This is a genomic window from Streptomyces sp. NBC_00637, assembly GCF_045161545.1.
Taxonomy (GTDB): Bacteria; Actinomycetota; Actinomycetes; order Streptomycetales; family Streptomycetaceae; genus Streptomyces.
In genome coordinates, this window is the sequence record NZ_CP109046.1 from 955,817 (window position 1) to 978,250 (window position 22,434).

The window sequence follows — 22,434 nt, forward strand, 5'->3', positions numbered from 1 at the left end:
TTCTCCGGGAGGGCGGGACGGGGAGGGATGGGGACGCCCAACCCCGTTGTGCGAAGCGGTATTTCGTGGCCCCTCCGGCACGTCGGTACGGTCCGGTGCATGGAGTCGAATTTCCCGACGGCCGAGGAACTCGCGGCTGCCCTGCGCGCCGGTGAAGTGTCCTCGGCGGAACTGACCGAACAGGCGATCGCCCGTATCGAGCGTGACGACAAGACGATCAACGCGATCTGTGTGCCGGACTTCGACCGTGCGCGGGCCGCGGCGCGCGGTGCCGACCGGGCGCGCGCCCGCGGTGAGGACCGGCCGCTGCTCGGCATTCCGGTGACGGTCAAGGAGTCCTACGACATCGCCGGACTGCCCACGACCTGGGGCATGCCGCTGTACCGGGACCACCTGCCGGCCGAGGACGCGGTGCAGGTCTCGCGGCTGAGGGCCGCGGGCGCGGTGGTGCTCGGCAAGACCAACGTGCCCCTGGGACTGCAGGATGTGCAGACTTTCAACGAGATCTACGGCACCACCAACAACCCGTGGGATCACGGCCGTACGTCGGGCGGGTCCTCGGGCGGGTCGGCGGCGGCCCTGGCGTCCGGGTTCGGCGCGCTGTCCATCGGCTCCGACCTCGCCGGTTCGTTGCGGACGCCCGCGCATTTCTGCGGTGTCTACGCGCACAAGCCGACGCTCGGGCTCGCGGCGACCCGCGGTATGGTCCCGCCGTCCGCGCCGGCCCTGCCGACCGAGCCCGACCTGGCCGTCGTCGGCCCGATGGCACGCGCTGCCCGTGACCTCACGCTCCTGCTCGACGTCATGGCCGGACCGGACCCGCTGACGCTCGGTGTGGCGCAGCGGTTGACGCTGCCGCCGGCCCGCCGGGAGCGGCTCCGCGACTTCCGGGTGCTGGTCCTCGACGAGCACCCGCTCATTCCGACCGGGTCCGCCGTACGGGCGGGCGTGAACCGGGTGGCCGACGCGCTCGTCGCCGGCGGCGCCCGCGTCGAGCGGCACAGTCCGCTGCTGCCCGATCAGTCCGAAGCCGCGGTGCTCTACACGCAGTTCCTGTTCTCGGGCTCCGTCGCCCATTTTCCCGTCGAGGGCTACGAGCAACTGCGGACCCGCGCCGCCGGACTGGCCGCGGACGACCGGAGTCTCGACGCGGCGCGGCTGCGCGGCATGGTGTTGAGCCACCGCGACTGGATCGAGACGAACAACCGTCGCGAGCTCCACCGCCACGGCTGGCGGCGGCTCTTCGCCGAGTTCGACGTCGTGGTGTGTCCCATCACGCCCACCCCCGCGTTCCCGCACGACCACAACCCCCGCTTGGGAGAGCGCGTCCTCGACATCGACGGGGTCGGATACCCGTACTTCGACCAGCTCGTCTGGGCCGGTGTGGCCACCATGCCCGGTCTCCCCGCCACCGCCGTACCCGCGGGCCGCTCCCCCGGGGGTCTGCCGGTCGGAGTGCAGCTCATCGGCCCCCTGTTCGAGGACCGCACCCCGCTTCGACTGGCCGAGCTGCTCGAACAGGAGATCGGCGGCTTCCAGGCACCGACGTAGGGATCCGCTCCCCCGGCGTGCCGCTGGACGGAGTCACTCAGCCGCTCGGTGCCTTCGGCCGCGTCCTGGCCCTGACGTAGGCGACCACCGAGAGCACCACGAGGAGCATGACCGTGTCCTCGGCCAGGGCGCCCAGGGCTTCCCCGACGGAGTGGCCGAAGGCGACGGCGGTCGCGAAGTGCGCGACCGCGACGGCACAGAGCGCGAGGGTGAAGCGCGGCAGCGGCCACCCGCGCCTCGTCTCGCCGAGTTCGGCTGTCATGTCTGGTGTACCCGTCTTCTCGGACTGCCCCATGATGTTCCGGCCCGGCCGCGCAATGAGCAAGGTGCCGGGGCGGGAAGTCGGTCTTCCGCCCCGGCGGCCCCGACCGGAGCGCCCCCAGCGCGCCGACGGCCTCGGCCGCGGAGCGTCCGGGGGCTGCCGGCGAACGCGGGGTGCGTGCCGGGGTCTCCCGACCTGTCAGTCCATGAGTCCCGAGGCCCCGCCTGCCGCCATGGCCAGTCCGAGGACGGTCACGACGGCCGCGGAGACGACCGGCAGCCACTGGACGAGCGGACTGTCGCGCGGGCGTCGGAACCGTTCCAGCGTCGTACGCGCGCTGACCAGGATCAGCCCCAGGGCTACGAGCACCGCGCCCAGGCCGGTACTGAACGCCACGATCATCGTCAGGCCCAGAGCGGTGCGGTTGAGGCCGATGGCCAGCAGGAGCACGCTCAACGCCTCGGGACACGGGATGATCCCACCCGTGACACCCATGGTCGCGATGCCCCGGAAGTTCGAGGGCATGACGAGCGGGTGATGGTGGTGGTGTGCCCCGGTTCCGTGGTCGTGGTCGTGGCGGTGGCCGTCGTCATGGGAGTGGCCGTCGTGGTGATGATGGCCGTCGCCGTGAGGATGGCTGTGACCAGGCCTGTGGTCGGGTCGCTGCCGCCATCGCCGCAGCAGCAGCCGGGCGCCGAGCACGAGGACGACGATCCCGCTGGCGACTTCCAGGATCGGTACCAGCACGCCCGGTACGACGAGACCCCCCGCCAACAGCACTGCCGCGCCGAGGGCGATCACGGAGGCCGTGTGCGTGACGGTGATGACCGCTCCCAGGATCACCGCCTGCCCGGGCCTGCTGTCCGCGCCGACCAGATAGGAGGCGAGCAGCGCCTTTCCGTGTCCCGGGGTCAGGGCGTGGAGCGCTCCCAGGAGGGCGCAGGTGCCGACCAGCGCCAGCAGCGCCCAGGGGGAGGACAGCGGGGAGCGCAGTGCGCCGAGCATCGTGTCCCCGCCCGACGCCTCCTGCGCACCGCTGGTCGAGCGGCCCGGCGAATCGGTTCCCGCTCCTCCTCCCGCTCCGGCTCCGGCTCCGGCTCCCGCTCCGGCGAGCGTCAGACTGATGGTGCGTCCCCCTTCCGTACGCTCGACGTCGGCGGCGCTCCTGGAGTTCTCGGCCGCCACCATCACGTTCGTCTGGACCGTCGTACGGCCGGGCTCGTATCCGTCGGTGAGCACCACGCTCCCCCCGGAGGGCGGCAGGTCGGCCATCAGATCGACGGTGACCGTGCCGCCGGCCGCGGCGAGCAGTTCGTACGCCGGGTACGTGCTCCCGGTCGCCTCGAGCGCGACGTGCCTGCCGTTCACGCTGAGCCGGAGCGCCGACGTCACCCGGCGCAGGTGCGCGGCCGTCTCACTCGGGCTGAACTTCGCGTCTCCGTCCGTGTCGACGGCTCGGGCGAAGGCCGGCGCCACCAGCACCCCCGGCGTCAGGTCGAGTTCCACGTCGAGTCGGGACGTGGTGGGCGTCAGGTACACCTGTTGGACCGTCTCGTCGCTCGGGTGCGCCGCGGCGGAGGGGGCGGTGAGGCCGGACCCGATGGCCGCCAGCATCACTGCTGCCGCCCACCGGGCCGACCGACGTCGGAAACTCACTCCCTAGTCCTCGGCGCCGTAGTCGTTTCCGTTCTCGCGGTAGATGGAGTGGATGTGGGTGACGCCGCCCGCGTTCGCTCCGCCGCCCTGCTGGTGGGCGAACTCGATGGTGAAGGTCGGGCTCTGCACCCGGTAGTAGATCGGCTGGCCGACCGTCGTGGAGCCGGACCAGGCGAAGTACGTCGCGTCGAGGTTGGTCTGCGCGTCCACCAGTTTCGGCGCCGCCTGCTCGCTGTCGAGCGGGGTGATCCACTCGTTGATCAGGGAGAGCAGCAGCGTCTTCTGCGCGCTGGTGAGGGCGGATCCCTTGACGCCCTCGTAGGACAGGGTCTTTCCGTCCTGGCCCGCGCCGAGGATGATCTCCTTGACCGGGGTGTCCAGTACGGCGGTGGCCAACTGCGTCGCGTTCAGGGACCGGACGACGGCGAACGCCTTCGAGGCCTCGCCGGCCAGCGGCTCCACGGTCGCGCCGCCGCGCGTGTAGGAGGCGGGCTGGGCGCCCCACAGGGTCGGGCCGAGGGTGATGGTGCCGCCGGACAGCGTGATGTTGACGGCGAGGTGGTGACCGCCGTACTGGATCGTCCACTTCCCGGTCGCGGACGGCGTGCCCAGGATCCGGATCCAGTAGTGGTCCGCGCCGAAGTCGAGGTCGACCCCGCCCTGCGCCTTCAGGACGCCGTCGCCGTACGTGATGCCGGTGACCTGCGTGAAGCCCTCGGGGCTGAGCGCGGCCGCGAGGATGTCGAGCACAGCGGTCTGCTGGGCGGAGGTCAGCGCGTCCATGCGGATGCCCGCGCGCGCGAACAGCGCGTCGGGCAGGTTGGACCACTTGGACAGGTTCGCCTGGGTCCGCGATGCCTGCACGGACGTCTTCTGCGACGAACTCAGGGTGCCCAGGAACGTGTTGACCGCGGTGAGGACATCCGCCGCGGCCGTGGCCTGCGCCGTGCTGTCCGAGCCGGCCGCCGCGGCGGGGTTGCCGCTCGGGGCCTCCGGGGCAGCTGACGCCCCGGAGGAGAACACGGTCGCGACCAGGAGCGCGGCGGCGACGCCCGCCGCGAGACGGTATGCGCGCCGGGTCGGGTGGCCCGGGGCTGAGTCGAGGGGACGCTGTGACAAGTCGGCCTCCGATGTGGGGGCGTGGCCGTGCGAGGCCACGTGACGAGGTTGTGGGGTACATGTCAACGGCGGTGGTGCCAGTATCGCAGATATCGGCGACGATTCTGTCGACAATCGAGCCTGATTCCGCGGCCTGGCGGAGACGACGGCTCACGGGCCCCGGCCGTGCCGACGATGACCCGTGCATCACGGCGAACGCCCAGGTGGCGGCGGGTGGTGACGCCGCGTTCGCCGCCACGGTCCCCCTCGCCGCGCCCGCGCCCGGCCTGCCGGCGAGGCGCGGGCGCGGCCACCGCCCCGGAGAGCGGGGCCGGCCTTCGGTGCCGTGCCGGGCGACAATCCCACAGGCCGGGGGCACCGGCCGCGGCCTTGCGGTGGCGAGAAGGGTCGCGTCGACTCGCCCTTCGCGAACGGCTTGTTCCTCACCCGGCGCAGAAGACCCCGCCGTCACTCGGTCGCCACCTGCGGGCGCCTCGTCCTGTGCGCGCGTCCTCGTCCGGCCGGGAAGGTGGCCCAGGTGCGCGGGTCGCGTCATCGTCGCGCGGCCGAGTCCGCCGGTTTCAGCAGCCGGGCCGCCACCGCCCCGGTCGCCACCGCCGCCGCGACCAGCAGGGGATGCCCGACCAGCCAGGTCTGCGCGCTCTCGAAGGGGTCAACGGACGTCAGGGTCGACCGCTCCAGCATCCACGACACCGAGAACACCAGTCCCACCAGCGCGAGCCCGATCCGGAACGCCGGGTAGACCGCCGTCCGGGCCAGGACCAGCAACGACGGCATCACCAGCGCCACGACCAGCAGCTGGGTCAGCTCGATGCAGATTGAAGCCGAGCAGGGTCGTCACCAGCGAGCCGCGGTCCAGGCCGAGTTCACCGATGAGCGAGGCGAACGCCTGGGCTCGGGCGTGGACGTGGGTTCGACGTGGACGTGTCGGGTGCCGGTCGGTGGCGACGCTTCAGCGGCTACGCCGACGCGCGGACCACGATCCGGCCGGGCACCGGGGCCAGGCCCGACCGGTCGATGCCGAGGGCGGCTCGGGCGGCGAGCCGCCCGAGGACTTCGGCGTCGATGTGGACGGTGGAGAGCGCGGGCGTGGAGAGGGAGCCGTACTCGGTCTCGTCGAACCCCATCACGGCCATGTCCTCGGGCACGCTCCGCCCGAGGTCGCGCAGGGCCGTGAGGGTGCGCAGCGCGATGTCGTCGTCGAAGGCGGCCACGGCCGTCACCTCCGGGTGTGCTGCCAGGAACTCCTCGACGGCGGCCGCGCCGGCGTCCCGTGGTCGCGGGACGACGAAGCGCCTCAGCGGCGCAAGGTCCAGTCGCCGCGCGGCCTCCTGGGCGAATCCGAGCCGGGCCTCGGTCAGCGGGAACTCGTGGTCGGGCACGGCCATCGCGACCCGGGTGTGCCCGCGTTCGGCGAGATAGCCGATCTGCAGGGCGGCGTTGGCCGCGAACCCGCTGTCCTCCCAGTCCGCCTGGATGGGCCCGTGGTCCTGCATGTAGACCTCGCCCAGGCGCAGCACCGCCCGCGGCACGATGGCGTCGAGGATCTTCTGCGTGGTCTCGGGCACCGCGCGCCCGTACCGGACGAGCAGGACGTGGTCGTGCTCGGCCAGTTCCTCGTCGAGGCCCCGGACATAGCTGCGGGAGAAGTTGCCCTCCATGCCCCGGTCGACGTGGAGCACGACGATGCGGGAAGACCCCTCGCGCAGCGCGCGGGCGATTCCGTGCGGGACGTACCCCAGTTCCCGGGCCGCCTCCATGACCCGCTGCCGGGTGGCCGGGGAGATCGTCTGCCGTGGGTCGTCGTTCAGCACGAAGCTCACCGTCGCCCGTGACACGCCGGCCGACTCGGCCACGTCGCTCAACGTCACCCGGCCAGAACGGCCCATGCCGGCACACTCCCTCTCCGTCGGACCGGACGCGGCGACCCGCGCGGCTGCGCCAGAAGGGCTGTCACACCTCTAGAACGATTAAGCGCGCCCGGCGGGCCCCAGCCTACGCGACCCGCTCGTTCCCGCCGCTCACGCTCATCCTGCGCTCCGCTCACCGGACCGCTGCGACCCCTGCCGGAGGGCCGCCGCCTCTTCGACGGGAGCCAGGAGTCCCGAGGCGGGTCTACGCGGCGACGGCGGCGCGCTCGGCGGCCCATCGGGCGGCGTGCAGGGTGTTGACGAGGAGCATGGCGATGGTCATGGGGCCCACCCCGCCGGGGACGGGAGTGATGCGGTCGGCGATGCCGTCGAGTTCGGCGGAGCGGACGTCGCCGGTGAGCCCGGCGGGAGTGCGGTGGATCCCGACGTCGATGACGACGGCGCCGGGACTGACGTGCTCGGGACCGACGAGGCCACGGACGCCGGTGGCGACCACGACGATGTCGGCGGGCCGGGTGACGTCCGCGAGGTCGGTGGTGTGTTCGTGCGCCACCGACACGGTCGCGCCGCGCCGCAGCAGCAACTGGGTCAGGGGCCGCCCGACCAGGTCGCCCCAGCCGACCACGGCGACTCGGGCGCCCTTGAGCGCGATGCCCTCGGCGTCGAGGAGTTCGATGACACCGCTGGGTGTGCAGGGGCGCAGTCCGCGTTCCCCGCGGGCGAGGAGGCCGGCGTTGGCGGTGGTGAGCCCGTCGACGTCCTTGGCGACGGGGATGCGGTCGATCAGCACGGCCGCGTCCAGCTGCGGGGGCAGCGGAAGCTGGAGCAGGACGCCGGAGACCGCCGGGTCGGCCGCGAACGCGTCGACGACCCCGGCCACCTGGTCCTGGGTGGCGTGCGGGGGCAGGTGGCGGTGGAAGTCCCGCATGCCGGCCTCCCTGATGGCGCGTCGTTTGGCGGCGACGTACACGGCGCTGGCCGGGTCGTCGCCGACGAGAACGGTGGCGAGGCCGGGGACGCTCCCCGGATCCGTGACGGCGGCGGCGGTGACCTCCGCCGCGACCCGGGAACGGATCCGCTGGGCGATCCTGGTGCCGTCGATCGTGGTGGTCATGGTGGCGAACCGCTTTCTGGTCCAGGGTGGGCCGCCGGCCGGCTCGGCCGGTGGGGAGGGGGCGTACGACGAGCTCACCCGTCCCCGCACCGGGCGGGCTTCCCGTCGAGGGAAGGCGCGCCGTCAGGCGAAGACGATGGTGTGGTTGCCCTCGCGGATGACACGGTCCTCGGCGTGCCAGAGCACGGCGCGGGAGAGCACCGCGCGTTCCACGTCGGCGCCGCGGCGGGTGAGGTCGGTGGCGGTGTGCGCGTGGGTGACACGGACGACGTCCTGCTCGATGATCGGCCCCTCGTCCAGATCCCGGGTGACGTAGTGGGCGGTGGCGCCGACCAGCTTCACGCCCCGCTCCTTCGCCTTGGCGTACGGTCCGGCGCCGATGAAGGCCGGCAGGAAGGAGTGGTGGATGTTGATGATCGGCACCCCGACGTCGTCGATGAAGTCGCCCGACAGGATCTGCATGTAGCGGGCGAGGACGACGAAGTCGACGTTGCCCCGGAGCAGTCGCAGGTGTTCCGCCTCGGCGGCGGACTTGTCCGCTCCCTGGCAGGGCACGTGGAAGAAGGGGATGCCGAAGCCGCGCACCTCCTCGGCCACGTCCGGGTGGTTGGAGACGACCATGGCGACGGTGACGGGCAGTTGGCCCTGCCGGTGGCGCCAGAGCAGGTCGAGCAGACAGTGGTCGGACTTGGACGCGAAGATCGCGACCCGCTTGGGCACCGACATGTCCCGCAGGGTGTAGCTCAGCCCGAACTCCTCCACGAGGTGCTTGTCGAGGTCGGCCCGCAGGGCGGGCAGGACGGCCCGCAGGTGGTCGAGACCGAACACGGTGCGCTGGAAGAAGGCGCCGCCCTGCGGGTTGTCGGAGTACTGGTCGAGGGAGACGATGTTGGCGCCGTGTCCGCTGAGGACCGAGGTCACGGCCGCGACGATGCCCGTGGCGTCGGCGCCCTGCACGATGAGCGACGCCTGCTGGGCGGGGGCCCTGCCCGCGGCGGTGCGGGCCGGGGCGGCTTGCGTGAGGGTCATGCCAGGCTTTCCTTCCGGAAGCGGGCGGCCCAGTCGCAGGTGGCCTTGAGCCCGCCGAACGTATAGAAGTGGATCTTCAGATCGCCGTGCCGTGCCGGGTCGTGGGCCGCGGCGAGGTCCCGCAGGAAGCGGTCCGGCCCCGCCGTCCCCATGAGGTTGGTCAGGGAGAGCCCGTATTTCTTGACCACGGAGGCGCTGGTGCCGACCCCGAAGCGGGCGGCGTACGACATGAGCCGGCGCACTCCGGCGGGGCCGGGCACGCCGACCCTGATCGGGACGTCGATGCCCCGGTCGCGGACCTCCTCCACCCAGCGGAGCACCGGGTCGGCGTCGAACCCGAACTGGGTGATGACGCCGGCCTCCAAGGGCTGGGCGGCGAGGGCCGCGTGCTTGTCGCGCAGTGCCGTCCAGAGCACGGTGCCGTCGATCGTGGGGTGGCCCTCGGGGTAGCCGGTGATGCCGACGTGCCGTACGCCGTACTCCCGGAGGAGTCCGGTGTCGATCAGGGACAGGGAGTCCGCGAAGGGCCCCTCGGGGGATGCCGGGTCGCCGCCGACGAGGAACACGTCGTCGGACGTGCCGTCCGCGTGCAGCCCGGCGAGGAACCGCTCGAAGTCGGCCCGGGAGCCGAGGCGGCGGGCGGATATGTGCGGCACCGGCACGAAGCCGAGGCGTTTCACCGCCCGGGCGGCGGCCAGCCGCATCTCCAGGTCCTCGTTGCCGAGGAAGGTGACGTTGATGCGGGTGCCCCGGGGGATGCTGTCGCGGGCTTCCTCCAGTTTGGGGACGTCCTTCCCGGTCATCTCCAGGGAGAAGTCCTCGAGGAGGGCCGGGCCGACCGCTGTTCGCGCCGCGCCGGTGGGATTCATCGTGTTCGTCTCGCTTTCTCGCCTGCGGAAGCCGAGTCCGCGGGCCCGGCCGGGGCACCGCCGGGGCCCGTCGGCCTGACGTCACGTCAGAGGGCGGGCCGGTCGCGATGCCGTGCGGTGGGCTGCGGATGTCAGCGGTCGCGGCGGTAGAGGGTGCGCGCGTGCTGGTCGAACGGGGCGGGCTGGACGGTGGCGCGGATGCGGGGGAGGCCGAGGTCCGCCTCCGGGTCGGTGCCGGAACCGGGGTGATCGCCCCAGACCACCGTGACCTCGGTGCCCGGCGCGGCGTACTCGGAGTCGATCAGTGTCAGGGACAGGACCCTGCCCACCGGGTCGATGGACGCGCTCTGCATCGTGACGCCGACCAGACCGGCGGCGGTCTCCACCCGGTGACGGGCGTAGGAGAGGACGAAGCCGGGGTCCTGGCCGTCGCCGATGACGGTGCGTACGTCGTCCGCGTCGAGGACGAGGGTGACCTTGGTGCGCCGCACCTCGTCCTTCGCCTTGCGCAGTGCGTCCCGGCCCACGAAGTCATGACCGAAGTGGATCAGCTTCCCGTAGCCGAGCTCGTACGGGGAGACGTAGTAGTCCTCGATGTCCTCGGAGAAGTAGCTGCCGTTCAGCGGCCGCTTGCCCTCGATACCGAACAGGGGCAGGTACGCCCGGTAGTCCGCCAGCTCGGGGTCGGTGTAGACGGCAGGCACCGGCGAGGGGATCCAGCCGCTCTCCACGCTCGGGGTCGCGTAGGCCAGGGCGCCCACCTGGATCAGGCCGAGCGGCTCGCCGACCTTCAGGAAGGTCTCGTGGACGTGGGCGGCGTGCTCCCAGTCGCCGATGAACTCGAAGCCCGCCTGGCCGGCCATGCCGTGCCGCAGGGCGCGCAGCGGGCGCCCGTCCAGGGTGACCGGACTGGAGTGGAAGAACTTCGTCTCCGGCAGCGGCCCGCCGAAGGCGCGCTCGACGAGTTCGGCGGCCAGCGGGCCCTGGATCTGGTAGCGGAAGAGTTTCGGGTCGCCGCCGCCGGGGCGGAAGGCGGAGGAGGCGTCGGTGGCGAAGCCGACGTCGTAGCCGCCCTTCTCCGCGTGGTACTGCACCCAGTGCTGGGCCGCGGGTATGCCGCTGAGCAGGTACTTGTTCTCGCCCTCGCGGGCCAGGATGCCGTCCGTGACGATGTGGCCGTGGCGGGTGACGGGCACGTACTGCTTGGCCTGTCCGAGGGCGAACTTCTCGAAGTTGTTGGCACCGTGGTCGGCCAGCACCCGGGTGGCGTCCGGGCCTTCGATCCACATGTCGTACATGTGGTGCGAGAGGTCGAGCAGGGCCACACCCTCGTGCCACGCGGCCTGCTCCTGACGCCAGCCCGTGTACTCGCGCTCGACGACCTCGGGGGTCCACGGCGCGGCGCCCGGCTGCCACAGCAGCCTGATCGGAGATCCGGCCTTGTCGATGCCGTTCTGAAGGGAGGGGGTTGCCATGACGGCTCCTTTTCGTCGCTGTCCGTCCCGGAAGAGCTAGATCGATCTAGCTAGCGACAGAGATGAACCAGCAGGCCGCGTGAGCGGACGGCTGGAGAAAGCTAAAACGATCTAGCGCAAGCTAGCAAAGCGATCCCGCCCGAGCGAGGCGCTGGTCGCGCAATCTTTATGTGCGGCCACGGAACTCGACATAGGCGGCCGCCATGCGCACCGCGTCGAGGCTCGCGCGGACGTCGTGCACCCGCACACAGAACGCACCCGCGACGGCGGCGAGCGCGGAGACGGCGGCCGTCGCCACGTCCCGTTCCCCGGGCGGCACCTCGCCGGCGCCCCTCTCGGCGAGGGCCGCACCGATGAACCGCTTCCTCGACGCGCCCACCAGGAGGGGGTGACCCAGCTTCCGCAGGCTCCCCAGACCGGCCAGGAGCGTCCAGTCGTGCTCGGGGCGCTTGGAGAAGCCGAGTCCCGGGTCGAGGACGATCCGGGCGGGGTCGACTCCTTCCTCCGCCAACCGGTGCAGCACGGCGCCGAGTTCGGCCGTGACGTCGGCCACGACCTCGCCGTAGCGCGCGTGCCGGTCCATCTCGCGACTGGGCGCACGCCAGTGCATCGCGACGTACGGGACACCGGCCGAGGCGACGGTCCGCGCCATCGCCGGGTCGGCCAGGCCACCGCTGACGTCGTTGACCAGACGGGCGCCCGCCTCGACCGCGGCGCGGGCCACGGGCGCGTGCAGGGTGTCGACACTCACCCACACCCCGGCCCGGGCCAGCTCGCGCACCACCGGGATCGTTCTGGCCAGTTCCTCGTCGAGACACACGGGCCTCGCGCCCGGCCTGGTGGACTCGCCGCCCACGTCGACGATGTCCGCGCCCTGGCCGGCGAGCTCCAGTCCGCGGTCGATCGCCTGCCGGGTGTCCGCGTACACGCCGCCGTCGGAGAAGGAGTCGGGCGTCACGTTCAGGATGCCCATCACCAGACAGCGGCCGGGCCGGGGAAGCCCTTCCGGTGGCGTGGGGGTTCTCGACCGCTCGGGGGCGGCACTTTCCATGGTCGGCATCGGTGCAACCTCCTGGATCCCGCGTTCCTTCGGGGAGAGGAATGCTCAAGGGGACGGGATGGGGCAGGATGCTAGCAGGGGAACACTAAATCGTTCTAGCGGCCTCATGACGGCCACCCCGCATGGGGGGGGAACGGCGCGGCAACGCGGCCCGCCCTGGCCGACACGCCGCCCGCGAGCGGCGCCGCGAGGTAGCCCCGAGCGCCTGGCCCCGGACCCTCGCCCCTCGGCCGGGCCGGGACGGCGCACACCGTCGGCGGGGGCCGCGCCACGCACCCCGCACGCCGCGCACCCGGCACCGCGCACGAGCCCGCACGAGTCGCCCGGGTCCAGGACCATCCCGATGATCGTGCCGGCCTTCGGATCGGTCTTCGCGGGGCCGTCGGACGCACCCGAGCGAGCGGCGCGCCATCTTAGGTTGCGTGACGCGCTCTCCCCCGGCGTACGCGGTGGCGGGCAGCATTCCGCCGGATGATCGCGGTCGCCGCACGCGGCGCGAGGACGAGGCGCGGGTAGGGCCCCGCCGCGTCCCGTGCCCCGGCCGCTCTCCTCCCGTCCGGCGCACCGCGAAGGAGCCGACCCTCATGTGCCGAGCCGCAGAGAACGACGACGAACAACCGGTCCACGGCCTGTGCGCGCATCCGCCGCAGGCGGAGCAGACGCGCCGCACCTCCCGCAGAGCGGTACTGGGCGCCGTTGCGGCCTCGGCCGTCGCCGCGCCGCTGATCGCAGCGGCGCCGGCCGCGGCCGCGACCCCCACGAGCGCCTCCGACGCGGCCTTGTCGCTCGTCCTGCTCGGCACCAACTCCGGCCCGCCCCCGCTGGCCGGCCGGTACGGCATCTCGTCCGCCCTGGTCGTCAACGGCAGAACGTACGTCGTCGACTGCGGCCGCGGAGCGGTCAGCCAGTACATGCGCGCCGGACTGTCGATGCCCTCGCTGACCGGCATCTTCCTCACCCACCTGCACGCCGACCACATCGTCGACTACTACGCGTTCCCCCTGCTGTCGGCCGGCGCGTCCGGTGGTCAGGGTTTCCGGACACCCGTGTCCGTCCACGGTCCCGGCCCCGCCGGTCTGCCCTCCACCGTGGCCGGCGCGCCCGGGCCCGTGCCGGGCACCGTGGAGATGACCAGGCTGGCCGGGCAGGCCTATGCCGCCGCCCCCACCTTCTTCATGACCGAGCACATCGGTATCGACCCGGCCACCCTGCTGGACGTCCACGACGTCCTGCCGCCCGCCGCCGCCGGCGGCTCCGCGACGAACACGGCACCCGCCATGCGGCCCTTCACCGTCATGGAGAACGACGACCTCTTGGTCAGCGCGATCCTCGTCCCGCACGGCGCGGTGTTCCCCGCCTACGCGTACCGCTTCGACACCGACCACGGCAGCGTCGTCTTCTCCGGCGACACCGCCCCCTCCCCCAACGTCGTCACCCTGGCCCGGAACGCGGACGTGCTGGTGCACGAGGCGCTCTACCCGGCGGGCCTGGCCGGTCTGGGCCTTCCGCAGTCCCTCATCGACCACATCCTGGCCGGCCACACCGACGTCGCCGAACTCGGACGGATCGCCGCCGAGGCCGGTGTCGGCACACTGGTCGCCACCCACCTCAGCCCGGGGGACCCGGCCGCCGTCCCCGACGCGACATGGCGACGCCTGCTCCGCGACAGCGCGCACCGGGCCGACTACGGCGGCAGCATGATCCTGGGCGCCGACCTGATGCGGGTCCCGGTACGCCGCGGCAGGAACCGCCAGGGGTAGCCCGGAGGCAGTCATCGGGGCCCGGAGAGTCCGTACCGCCGGGCCCCGCCTGCTTCCGCCCTGCCGGCCGGGGCGGACCCGCGGCGTCCGGGCTCGTCGACGCGCCGCGGGTGGGGATGCCTCGCAGGCTCACTACGTCTCCTGTCGGAACGGGGCCGGCCGGGCCGGCGCACGGTGGCGAGTACGGCCCGTCCGCGAGCGGGGCCGCGACCCATGCTGGGCGGGGACGCGCGGGTGCCACAACCGGCCGACGGGGACTCACAGCTTCCTCACCGCAGCCTGAGGTTGCGCTCCGGCGGGTTGACGGGACGCGCACGAAATCGCCCCCAGGACACCGCGTGGAGCCCCCTTTCGCACCGGTGGACGGGCCGTGTACAGCGCTCACTGCGCAACGTATGCCTTCCCTCTGCGGCACGTTCACTTCGTAGACACGGCGCTCGGACTGCGGTCATGTTGCAAGCGGGTCGCATTCATCTCACCCCCACGGGCAGCCCTAGGAGGCGTCTTGCGCTTGTCATCGCTTCATGTCCTGAAACCGGCCCAGGCCGCATTCCGTGAACGGCTCAGGGCGCGCCGCGGCGGAGTCCACGGCCCCTTCCAAGTGCTGCTGCGCAGCCCGGCGTTGGGCGGCGCCTTGGAGGAACTGAGCACTTCCTGCATGCGGCAGTCGGCGCTGCCGCCCCGCTTGCGGGAACTGGCCCTGCTGACCGTGGCGCGCCACCTCGACGCGCAACACTCGTGGAACGCCCACGTGGGCAAGGCGGAAGCCGCCGGCCTGGACCCCGACGCGCTCGGTCGGCTGGCCCGTCGCGAACCCCCGCGATTCACCCGCCCCGACGAGGAGGTGCTGCACCGGTTCGCCGCCCAGGCGCTGACGGACCACTTCGTCGACGACGAGACGTACGCCGCCGCGCTCACGGAGTTCGGCGAGGAGACCCTGGTCGAACTCGTGCTCTGCCTGGGCACCTTCGCGACCCTCGCCCTCGTCCTGAACACCTTCCAGGTGGACCTCCAGGACGACCGTCCGCCGCCCTTCCCCGACCTGAGGGGCTTCCGCCGCGTCGGCCGCGAGGACACCCCCGCCTGAGTCGGCACCTCGGCCTTCCCTGCCACGCCGCGACCAGCACTCCCCCGCGTCATCCGGCGCTGCCGGGCGGTGACCCGGTTCCGCTCCCCTCCGGCTCGCTCCTGCCCGGACCACGATCGCGCCCCGCCTTCCGGGCGGGCACGCCGCTTCCCCGTCCCCGTTGCCCGGCGACCCCACTCCCCGTCACCCGGTCCCGAGCGCCTGCCCCCGAAACGAGGCACAGTCATGCCCCGCACCCCGCTGCCACCCCGCCCCTGGTACACCGCCACCCTGGGCGGCATGGCCTCCTACCTCGACGGCGCGACCATCGTCACCGTCGGGATGTCGTCCGTCATCCTCCAGGAGGAGTTCGCGCTGAGTACCTGGGCGGTCGGCGCGCTGAACTCCGTCCTCATGCTCACGTTCGCCACCGGCGCCGTCGTCGGCGGCCGCCTGGGCGACATCCTCGGCCGCCGGGCGGTCTACTCCGTCGACCTGGTGGTCTACGCGATCGGCGTCCTGACCATCCTTCTCGCGCCTGACGAGGCCGTGCTGTTCGCGGGCGTGGTGATCACGGGACTCGCCATGGGCGCGGACGTGCCCACCTCGCTGGCCCTGATGGCGGAGGAGGCCGCCGCGGGTAAGCAGAGTTCCACCGTGGCCTACTCACAGACCCTGTGGCTGGCCGGCGTCGGCCTCGTGCAGGTCCTCGGCTTCTTCGTCGGCGGCATGGGCCCCCTGGGCGCGAAGATCATGTTCGGGCATCTCCTGCTCGTGTCGCTCGTGGTGTGGTTCCTGCGGCGCGGACTGACCGAGTCGGCGGCCTGGCAGCGCTCCCGCAAAGAGCCCGCCGCGCGCCGCGACCTGCGGGCGGTCTTCCGCAAGCCGTACGGCATGGGCCTGCTCGCCACCGGCCTCTACTTCGTCATCAGCGGCATCATGCCCAACACCATCGGCCAGTTCGGCGCGTTCCTCGTCGTCGACCTGGGCCACTCCACCATCCGGGTGTTCAGCCTCATCGGCTGGGCCACCATGGTCGTCGGCATCGGCGTCGCCATGCTCTTCCAGCGGCTCGCCGACTCCCCGGCGCGCGGGACGCTCTCGTCGTCGGGCTCGTCTCCCTGGCCGTCGGCCCCCTCGCCGCCGTCGTGGGCGGCTTCTCGGTGGTCTCGCTGGTGATCCTGTTCGTCATGAACACCATCGCGGGCACCTGGGCCGGTGAGGGCCTGTACAAGGTGTGGAGCCAGGAGGTCTTCCCCACCGGTATCCGCAGCACCGCCCAGGGCCTCACCTTCGGAGCCGCCCGCTACGTCATGGCCGGTGTCGGTCTGTTCACGCCGACGCTCGTGCAGCGGGCCCCGACCCTGTTCATGACCATCCTGATCGCCCTGGGCGCGGTCGCCACGCTGATCGGACTTCTCTGGCTCCCCCGGCTGCCCCGCCACGGACTTCGCGACGGCGCCGATCCCACCGTGTCCGACGGCGCGCGCGAGAACACCGGGACGTCTCTGGCCGAGGCCGGCTGAGCCCTCTGCGAGCGGCGCCCCGCGACCGGCGCCGGACCCACCCCGCCCCCCGTCCTCTTCACCCGACGACCAACGACCAACGACCAACGACCAGGAGAATCACCCTTGCTGCCGGCACCAGAAGAAGGTCGGTCCGTGTCCCCCGGCCCGCCTCCCGTCACGCCCCGTCCGGTACGGCTGCGGGCGGGCGTCGCCAAGACGGACATCACGCCGGCCGACCTGACCGGGCTGCACCCCATGCCCGGCGCGTTCTCCGGCGTCCACGATCCGCTGTTCCTGCGCGCGCTGTATCTCACCGACGGTGACACGGAGGTGGCCCTCGTCTCGCTGGACCTGATCGAGGTCGGCGACATCACCCCGGTCCGCGAACGGATCGCGCGTGAACTCGGCATCCCGGCCGGGCACGTGGTCGTCACGGCGACCCACACCCACAACGCCCCGCGGATCGCCGACGTCTCCCCCGGTGCGCTGGCCCACGCGGGCGGGCCGGAGTCCTTCGCGTACACGGACGTCGTCTACGACGCGATCGTCGCCGCCGTGCGCCGGGCCCGGGCGACCGCCCGCCCGGCCCGGTTCGGGGTGGGCACCGGCACCGCCGACGTCAACGTCAACCGCGAGGAGTACGCCGACGGCCGGTGGAGCCTCGGGCACAACCCCGACGGTCCGTCCGACAAGACGCTCCGGGTCCTGAAGTTCGAGACCCTGGACGGCGTACCCCTCGCCCTCCTCGTCCACTACGCGGTGCACTCCACCGTGGTCTTCGGCACCGGCGAGGTCAGCGGTGACCTGGCGGGCGCGGCCTGCCGCCACATCGAGGACGGCTACGCCGAAGCAGCGGGCGGTCATGCCGGGGAGAGCGGTGACGGCGAAGAGCGCTCCGGCGGCGACGTGGTGGCCCTGTGGATGCCCGGCCCGCTGGGCGACCAGGCCCCGCGCGTCGCTCTCGGGCTTCCGTTCGGCGTCGTTCCGACCGAGCGGCAGAAGGTCCGCGCCTACGCGGCGATGGAGGCCCAGGGCCTGATGGTCGGCGCCGAAGCGCTGCGGGTGGCGGACCGGATCGGCGACGCCACCGCGGCCGTCCGCATCACTGCCGAACAGCGCACCGTGGCCTGCCCGGTGAAGTCCGGCCACGACGTCATGGAGACGATGCGGCAGGACTCCGTCGACAGCGTGCCGCTGCGGCTGGCCCTCGTCCGGCTCAACGACGTGGCCCTGTGCGGGGTCTCCGGAGAGGTCGTGACCGACATCGGCCGACGCCTCGGGACCGAGTCGCCCCTGGCCCACACCCTGCTCGTCTCCCTCGCCAACGACCGCATCGGCTACCTCCCCGACGACGCCCGCTTCGACCGCCCCGTCCACTCGGTCAACGGCTGCCCGATCCGGCGCGGGCACGCCGAGGGCGCCATCGTCGACGGCCTGATCGGCATGATCACCGGCCGCACGGGCTGAGCAACGGAGACCGGACGCCATGACTTCCCCCACGAACCCCCTCACCGCCGGTGCCGGCAAGGCGGCCGTGCACCTGCCCTCCTCCCTCTTCCCCGTGGACGGCTTCACCTCGGTTCACGATCCGCTGTACGTCCGGGTGGTCGTGCTGGACGACGGAACGACCCGGCTGGCACTGACGGTGATCGACCAGACCTCCGTCTTCGACGACCAGCTCGCCCGCACCCGGGACATCCTCGGCCGGGTCTGCGGAGTCGATCCGCTCGACTGCCTGATCGTGGCGAGCCATACCTTCTCCGCCCCGCACGTCCCGCCGCCCGAGCGCACACCCCAGAACGAGCGGGAGAAGACCGCCCTCCTGGCCGAGGCCGTCGACCACGCCGTGACCCGGGCCGCCGCGGACGCCGTCCGCACGCTGCGGCCCGCCACCGTCGGCTTCGGACACGGCACCTGCCGGGTCGGCGTCCAGCGGAACGTGCGCACCCCGCACGGCTGGTGGCTCGGCGCCGACGACGCCGGTCCGACCGACCCCGGCCTGGGCATTCTCCGCGTCGACGGGCCCGAAGGCACCCCCGTCGCCCTCCTGCTCAACCACGCGGTGCAGTCGTCGGTGATGAACGGCTCCGTCACCCGCGCCGGCGAACGCCAGGTCGGCGCCGACCTGGCGGGCGCGGCCACCCGGCGGATCGAGGACCACTACGGTGACGGCGCGGTGGCGCTCTTCCTGATCGGCGCCGCCGGCGACCAGGCGCCCTATCTGACCGCCGTGCGGAGCGTCGTCGGCGAGGACGGCGAACCGCACCTCTCCGACCTCCACGACGACGGCCACACGCTGGTCGACATGCTCGGCGAACGCCTGGCCGCCGAGGCGGTACGGGTCGGCGACACCATCCGCACCACGCCCCCGGCCACACCCCTGAAGGTGATCCACGACAGCGTGCGCGTCCCCGCCCAGGTACCCCCTGCCGGAGGACCGCACGACCTGCGCCCGGCCACCCGCTACGCGTTCACGCCCGACGGCACCGCCGACGCGCCCTTCGTCGTCGTCCGGATCGGCGACGCCGTCTACGCGGGCGTGCAGGCCGAGCTGAACGCCCGTACCGGCCTGGCCGTGAAAGCGGCATCGCCGTTCCCCGACACCTGTGTGGTGACCATGGTCAACGGCGCCGCCAAGTACATGGCGGACGAGGGGAGTTACGAGCGGATCACCTACACCGCGATGAACTCGCGCTACGGCAGGGGCGCGGCGGAGGCCGTCGCCGCCCGCCTCGGGGAGGCGCTCGTCTCGCTGCGGGCCGACTACCAGGCCTCCTGCGTGGCGAAGAACCGCCTCCAGAAGTCGACCTTCTCGGGGGATGCCACCGGCATCGGTCCGTAGTGCTCGCCGATCTCCATGACCGTGGGCGAACCGGGCCGGTAGGCGGGCCAGTGGGGCAGCCCGTGGCCGTTGGGGTCGCCGGAGGTGATGTAGTTCGCCAGATAGGAGGACAGGGTGTCGGCGATCTCGCGGTCCTGGTCGGTCCAGGCCTGGGTGCCCGGGTAGAGGTTGCCGAAGAAGTAGACGATCTCGGAACCGTGGTACGCCCCGCGGATGTCGTGGTCGGGGCCGGGCGGGCGGTGTGTCCAGAAGTAGGTGTACACCGGCCGGCGGGCGCCCTTCGTCCACTCCTTGCCCCACAGGTATGTCGAGACACGCGAGTTGTCGCGGACCGCGTCGTTACCGGCGAGGGCGGCCTCGTCGTCCGTGGCGGCCGGGTACAGGGCGAGGAACTCGTCGGCCATCGCGCCGAACTTCCGTCGGGCGGCGCTGACATGGTCGTCGAGGGTGACATGGACGGGCGGCGCTCCGGGGCGGTCCGGGTAGCCCGCCTCGCGCCAGTACGCGAAGGCGGTCTCGGGTACGGCCCCGCTTTCGTCGAGGTTGTTGCCCGCCAGGTACCAGACGTCGTGCTGCGCACGGGCCTCGTAGGTCGCCATGTAGCCGGCGGGCAGCACCCAGCCGTCGACGACGGGCCGGAACAGGGGTGGCTTCGCGACGGATTTGGTGTCGACGCTCTCGTCCTTGAGCGAGGCGCCGTCCGTGAAGTCCTGCCAGGGCAGGGCCCGCAGCTCCTCCGTCGTGCTCGCCCCCTTCGATGCCGCGTAGGCGGGCCCCTGTTCGAGGGCCGTGTCCATCTTCCGCAGGGACACGCCGAGGTAGCGCAGCTCCGGGTCGCCCGGGTGGCGGACCTGGCTCTCGGCGAGGGAACGCCGGAAGAGCCCGGCGGTGAGCGGGGACATGGACAGCATGTCGGTGGAGCCGGCGCCGGCGGACTGGCCGCCCACGGTGACGCGACGGGTGTCGCCGCCGAACGCGGCGATGTTCCGCCGGACCCACTTCAGCGCGGCGATCTGGTCGAGCAGCCCGTAGTTGCCCGACACGCCGTGCCGGTCCTCCGCGCTCAGTTCGGGCGTGGCGAGGAATCCCAGGGCACCCAGGCGGTAGTTGATGGTGACCACGACGACGCCCTTGCCCGCCAGTACCGAGCCGTCGAAAGCGGGGTCCGAGCCGCTTCCGGCCGAGAACCCGCCACCGTAGAGCCATACGTAGACCGGACGCCGCTCCCCGCCGCTGCGGGCGCCGGTCCAGATGTTCAGGTTGAGGCAGTCCTCGCTCATCGTGAGGGTGGCCGACGCCTGCGGGGGCGCGTCGCCGAATGTGTCGGCCTTGCGGACGCCCTTCCACGACGGTGCCGGCTGCGGCAGGCGCCAGCGGTTCTTCCCGGCGGTGGTGGCCGCGTAGGGGATCCCCCTGAAGACGGTGACACCGGTCGTCGCGGCGGGGACACCGGAGACGAGGCCGGACTCGGTCCGCACCGGCCCGTTCCCCGACGATCCGGACGCCGACGACCCTGAGGCGGACGGCACGGCCGCTGACGACGGCTGTGCCCCGAGGCCGTCCAGCAGGACGGCGCCGGCGGCGAGGCCCGCGGTGCTGGCGAGGACGTCCCGTCGGCGCGGCCCCGACGGCGTGGGACGGGGGTGGGGGCCGTCCGACGGGCGGTCCGACGGGCTGTCCGACGGGTTGTGGGATTCGGTCATGCGCATCTCCTGATGTCATCCCGCCACGGGCGGGAAGAAGGCGGTGTGGGTGAGGAAGTCCTTGAGGTTGACGCGCCACGCGGACCAGCTGTGGCCGCCGTTGACGAAGCCGGGGGTCACCGCGACACCGAGGCCGCTCAGCAGGGAGACCTCGTCGGCGTGGTAGTCGTGGCTCGGGTCCTGCCATCCGCCGCCGACGTAGACGCGCGCCGCCGAGAGTGCGGTGACCTGGGCGTCGGTGAGGGCGGACGCGGCGGGCAGGGTGTAGTTGCCGCGCCGGCCCGGGCTGAAGACGCCGTACGAGCCGAACGCGGAGGTGTGGTCGAACAGGAGGGAGTTGGTGAGGGACGCGCCGTAGCCGAGACCGGCGGCCGCGCGGTCGCCGGCCGTGGTGGAGACGTGGTAGTGCGACTCCAGGTACGGGATCAGCGTGTCCGTGAGGTTCCGGTCGAAGGAGGCGTAGCCGGTGGAGGCGGGGAACCCCGCCGTGTTGGGCATCACGACGACCATCGGGGGGATCTGCCCGGTGGCGATCAGGTGGTCGAGGATGTGTCCCGCGTCGCCCTGGGTGCTCCAGTCCATCTCGGTGGCGTCGCCGCTGAAGAGGTACAACGTGGGATACGGCTTCGCGCGCCGGGGGTCGTAGCCCGCCGGGGTGTACACGGAGAGGTGGTTCTCGCCGGGCGGGGTGACCGAAGTGGGGGCGGGATACGTGAGGTGGCGGAGCGTGCCGCGCCGGCCGGTCGGACTCGGTCCCTGCCAGGCGGCGTCGACCGTCCCGAACCTCGTGTCCGCGGGCACGTACACCTGGCTGGTGCGCTCGACGGTGCCCAGGACCTTGCCGTCGTGCTCGTTCCACGGCGGGTTGGCCGGGTCGGAGGCGGCGGTGCAGGTGGCCTGGGTGTCGTCGGCGCAGTCGACGTAGAAGGAGTAGGTGAAGACCCCGGACGGCAGGGGGGTGGTGTACGTCCACACGCCGCCTGGCCCCCTCTTCATGTCCGTCACGGGCCAGTTGGCGGCGGGTGAGTTGGGATACGCGAGGGGGATGTCGCCCGGCCGCCATCGGGTGGGCGGTGTGCCGGGCGTTTCCAGGGCGGTGCCGTCGTCGGTGCTGAGCGCGGCCAGTTCGTACGGGTCGGCGAAGTACCACTCGCCCTTGATCTGGACGCGGGTGGCGTCGGGGTCCTTGTAGCGGAAGGTGACGCGGTATCCGGTGGGGCCGGTACCGGTGTGGACGACGTCCGGGGCGAGCGGGGGCGTGCCGCCGGACGTCCGGCCGGGGTGTGCGGCGGCACCGGCGGCCGCCGTGAGGACGAGCGCGGCGGCCAGTACCGCGAGCGTGCGCAGTAGCGCTGTCGCGCGGCGCCTGGCGGGGCCGGGTGGGGTGCGAGACGGCGTGCCGAAGGACGGCAGGGCGAAGGAAGGCATGGCGGATCGGCTCCCCGGGAGAGGGCGGGAGGGGGGAAGGCGGGGGTGGAAGGCGGGGCCGTCGGCCGGCGTCCGTCCCGTCTGCCGGGGGCGGGGGCCGGCCGCGGAGCGGCGTGGTCGG

Annotated in this window: 19 protein-coding genes; 7 read left to right on the forward strand and 12 right to left on the reverse strand. The window is 72.5% G+C overall.

Translation table 11 applies throughout. From position 1 onward, the window contains the following. The first annotated feature begins 99 nt into the window (after nucleotides 1–99). A complete protein-coding gene (locus OG440_RS04110; protein WP_406005443.1) occupies nucleotides 100–1,551 on the forward strand; it encodes an amidase in 1,452 nt (483 codons plus the stop codon). Between the two features lie 37 nt (nucleotides 1,552–1,588). On the opposite strand, the gene OG440_RS04115 is transcribed toward OG440_RS04110, so the two are convergent. The 10 genes from OG440_RS04115 to folP form a co-directional block, all read right to left on the reverse strand. Then, nucleotides 1,589–1,813: a hypothetical protein gene (locus tag OG440_RS04115; RefSeq protein WP_406005444.1), complete on the reverse strand. Its 225-nt coding sequence runs from the start codon at nucleotides 1,811–1,813 to the stop codon at nucleotides 1,589–1,591. Between the two features lie 198 nt (nucleotides 1,814–2,011). Further along, a complete protein-coding gene (locus OG440_RS04120; RefSeq protein WP_406005445.1) occupies nucleotides 2,012–3,469 on the reverse strand; it encodes a hypothetical protein in 1,458 nt (485 codons plus the stop codon). Between the two features lie 3 nt (nucleotides 3,470–3,472). Then, nucleotides 3,473–4,588, reverse strand: a complete 1,116-nt coding sequence (locus OG440_RS04125; protein WP_406005446.1) for a DUF3500 domain-containing protein — start codon at nucleotides 4,586–4,588, stop codon at nucleotides 3,473–3,475. Between the two features lie 531 nt (nucleotides 4,589–5,119). Continuing rightward, nucleotides 5,120–5,377 carry a hypothetical protein gene (locus OG440_RS04130; protein WP_406005447.1) on the reverse strand — a complete coding sequence of 86 codons (258 nt, stop codon included), beginning with the start codon at nucleotides 5,375–5,377 and terminating at the stop codon, nucleotides 5,120–5,122. 170 nt (nucleotides 5,378–5,547) lie between these two features. Then, a complete protein-coding gene (locus OG440_RS04135; protein WP_406005448.1) occupies nucleotides 5,548–6,477 on the reverse strand; it encodes a LacI family DNA-binding transcriptional regulator in 930 nt (309 codons plus the stop codon). A 226-nt stretch (nucleotides 6,478–6,703) separates the two neighbouring features. Next, nucleotides 6,704–7,573, reverse strand: a complete 870-nt coding sequence (locus OG440_RS04140; protein WP_406005449.1) for a bifunctional 5,10-methylenetetrahydrofolate dehydrogenase/5,10-methenyltetrahydrofolate cyclohydrolase — start codon at nucleotides 7,571–7,573, stop codon at nucleotides 6,704–6,706. Between the two features lie 123 nt (nucleotides 7,574–7,696). Then, nucleotides 7,697–8,602: a formyltetrahydrofolate deformylase gene (purU, locus tag OG440_RS04145; protein WP_406005450.1), complete on the reverse strand. Its 906-nt coding sequence runs from the start codon at nucleotides 8,600–8,602 to the stop codon at nucleotides 7,697–7,699. After that, entirely contained in the window at nucleotides 8,599–9,471 is an 873-nt protein-coding gene (locus OG440_RS04150; RefSeq protein ID WP_406005451.1) for a methylenetetrahydrofolate reductase, read from the reverse strand. The genes purU and OG440_RS04150 overlap by 4 nt, the downstream gene beginning before the upstream one ends. A gap of 131 nt (nucleotides 9,472–9,602) precedes the next feature. Next, nucleotides 9,603–10,946: an aminomethyl transferase family protein gene (locus OG440_RS04155; RefSeq protein ID WP_406005452.1), complete on the reverse strand. Its 1,344-nt coding sequence runs from the start codon at nucleotides 10,944–10,946 to the stop codon at nucleotides 9,603–9,605. Between the two features lie 166 nt (nucleotides 10,947–11,112). Then, nucleotides 11,113–12,006, reverse strand: coding sequence for a dihydropteroate synthase (gene folP / locus OG440_RS04160; protein ID WP_406005453.1), 894 nt, complete (start codon nucleotides 12,004–12,006; stop codon nucleotides 11,113–11,115). 584 nt (nucleotides 12,007–12,590) lie between these two features. Here folP and OG440_RS04165 point away from each other — a divergent pair. The 6 genes from OG440_RS04165 to OG440_RS04190 all read left to right on the forward strand — a co-directional run bounded on the left by OG440_RS04165 (nucleotide 12,591) and on the right by OG440_RS04190 (nucleotide 19,182). Further along, nucleotides 12,591–13,766: an MBL fold metallo-hydrolase gene (locus OG440_RS04165; RefSeq protein WP_406005454.1), complete on the forward strand. Its 1,176-nt coding sequence runs from the start codon at nucleotides 12,591–12,593 to the stop codon at nucleotides 13,764–13,766. 511 nt (nucleotides 13,767–14,277) lie between these two features. Beyond that, nucleotides 14,278–14,853 carry a carboxymuconolactone decarboxylase family protein gene (locus OG440_RS04170; protein WP_406005455.1) on the forward strand — a complete coding sequence of 192 codons (576 nt, stop codon included), beginning with the start codon at nucleotides 14,278–14,280 and terminating at the stop codon, nucleotides 14,851–14,853. A 225-nt stretch (nucleotides 14,854–15,078) separates the two neighbouring features. After that, nucleotides 15,079–16,011, forward strand: coding sequence for an MFS transporter (locus OG440_RS04175; RefSeq protein ID WP_406005456.1), 933 nt, complete (start codon nucleotides 15,079–15,081; stop codon nucleotides 16,009–16,011). Nucleotides 16,012–16,022: 11 nt separating this feature from the next. Continuing rightward, complete coding sequence (locus OG440_RS04180; protein ID WP_406005457.1) at nucleotides 16,023–16,358, forward strand: hypothetical protein; 336 nt, start codon at nucleotides 16,023–16,025, stop codon at nucleotides 16,356–16,358. Between the two features lie 135 nt (nucleotides 16,359–16,493). Further along, on the forward strand, nucleotides 16,494–17,807 hold the full coding sequence (locus OG440_RS04185; RefSeq protein WP_406005458.1) for a neutral/alkaline non-lysosomal ceramidase N-terminal domain-containing protein: 1,314 nt from the start codon (nucleotides 16,494–16,496) through the stop codon (nucleotides 17,805–17,807). Nucleotides 17,808–17,826: 19 nt separating this feature from the next. Then, the gene (locus OG440_RS04190; RefSeq protein WP_406005459.1) at nucleotides 17,827–19,182 is read left to right on the forward strand and encodes a hypothetical protein; all 1,356 of its coding nucleotides are present in this window, start codon (nucleotides 17,827–17,829) and stop codon (nucleotides 19,180–19,182) included. Here the strand turns inward: OG440_RS04190 and OG440_RS04195 are convergent. Further along, nucleotides 19,104–20,885 carry a carboxylesterase/lipase family protein gene (locus OG440_RS04195; protein ID WP_406005460.1) on the reverse strand — a complete coding sequence of 594 codons (1,782 nt, stop codon included), beginning with the start codon at nucleotides 20,883–20,885 and terminating at the stop codon, nucleotides 19,104–19,106. The genes OG440_RS04190 and OG440_RS04195 overlap by 79 nt on opposite strands. 15 nt (nucleotides 20,886–20,900) lie before the next feature. Beyond that, a complete protein-coding gene (locus OG440_RS04200) occupies nucleotides 20,901–22,313 on the reverse strand; it encodes an alpha/beta hydrolase-fold protein (protein ID WP_406005461.1) in 1,413 nt (470 codons plus the stop codon). Nucleotides 22,314–22,434: the final 121 nt, after the last annotated feature.

Bases quoted from the DNA above. Each gene is read 5' to 3' on its own strand.
- OG440_RS04175 (WP_406005456.1), top strand. From the start codon at position 15,079: ATGCCCCGCACCCCGCTGCCACCCCGCCCCTGGTACACCGCCACCCTG.
- OG440_RS04200 (WP_406005461.1), bottom strand. From the start codon at position 22,313: ATGCCTTCCTTCGCCCTGCCGTCCTTCGGCACGCCGTCTCGCACCCCA.
- OG440_RS04150 (WP_406005451.1), bottom strand. From the start codon at position 9,471: ATGAATCCCACCGGCGCGGCGCGAACAGCGGTCGGCCCGGCCCTCCTC.
- OG440_RS04155 (WP_406005452.1), bottom strand. From the start codon at position 10,946: ATGGCAACCCCCTCCCTTCAGAACGGCATCGACAAGGCCGGATCTCCG.
- OG440_RS04195 (WP_406005460.1), bottom strand. From the start codon at position 20,885: ATGACCGAATCCCACAACCCGTCGGACAGCCCGTCGGACCGCCCGTCG.
- OG440_RS04165 (WP_406005454.1), top strand. From the start codon at position 12,591: ATGTGCCGAGCCGCAGAGAACGACGACGAACAACCGGTCCACGGCCTG.
- OG440_RS04140 (WP_406005449.1), bottom strand. From the start codon at position 7,573: ATGACCACCACGATCGACGGCACCAGGATCGCCCAGCGGATCCGTTCC.
- purU (WP_406005450.1), bottom strand. From the start codon at position 8,602: ATGACCCTCACGCAAGCCGCCCCGGCCCGCACCGCCGCGGGCAGGGCC.
- OG440_RS04110 (WP_406005443.1), top strand. From the start codon at position 100: ATGGAGTCGAATTTCCCGACGGCCGAGGAACTCGCGGCTGCCCTGCGC.
- OG440_RS04180 (WP_406005457.1), top strand. From the start codon at position 16,023: ATGAACACCATCGCGGGCACCTGGGCCGGTGAGGGCCTGTACAAGGTG.
- folP (WP_406005453.1), bottom strand. From the start codon at position 12,006: ATGCCGACCATGGAAAGTGCCGCCCCCGAGCGGTCGAGAACCCCCACG.
- OG440_RS04135 (WP_406005448.1), bottom strand. From the start codon at position 6,477: ATGGGCCGTTCTGGCCGGGTGACGTTGAGCGACGTGGCCGAGTCGGCC.
- OG440_RS04115 (WP_406005444.1), bottom strand. From the start codon at position 1,813: ATGACAGCCGAACTCGGCGAGACGAGGCGCGGGTGGCCGCTGCCGCGC.
- OG440_RS04190 (WP_406005459.1), top strand. From the start codon at position 17,827: ATGACTTCCCCCACGAACCCCCTCACCGCCGGTGCCGGCAAGGCGGCC.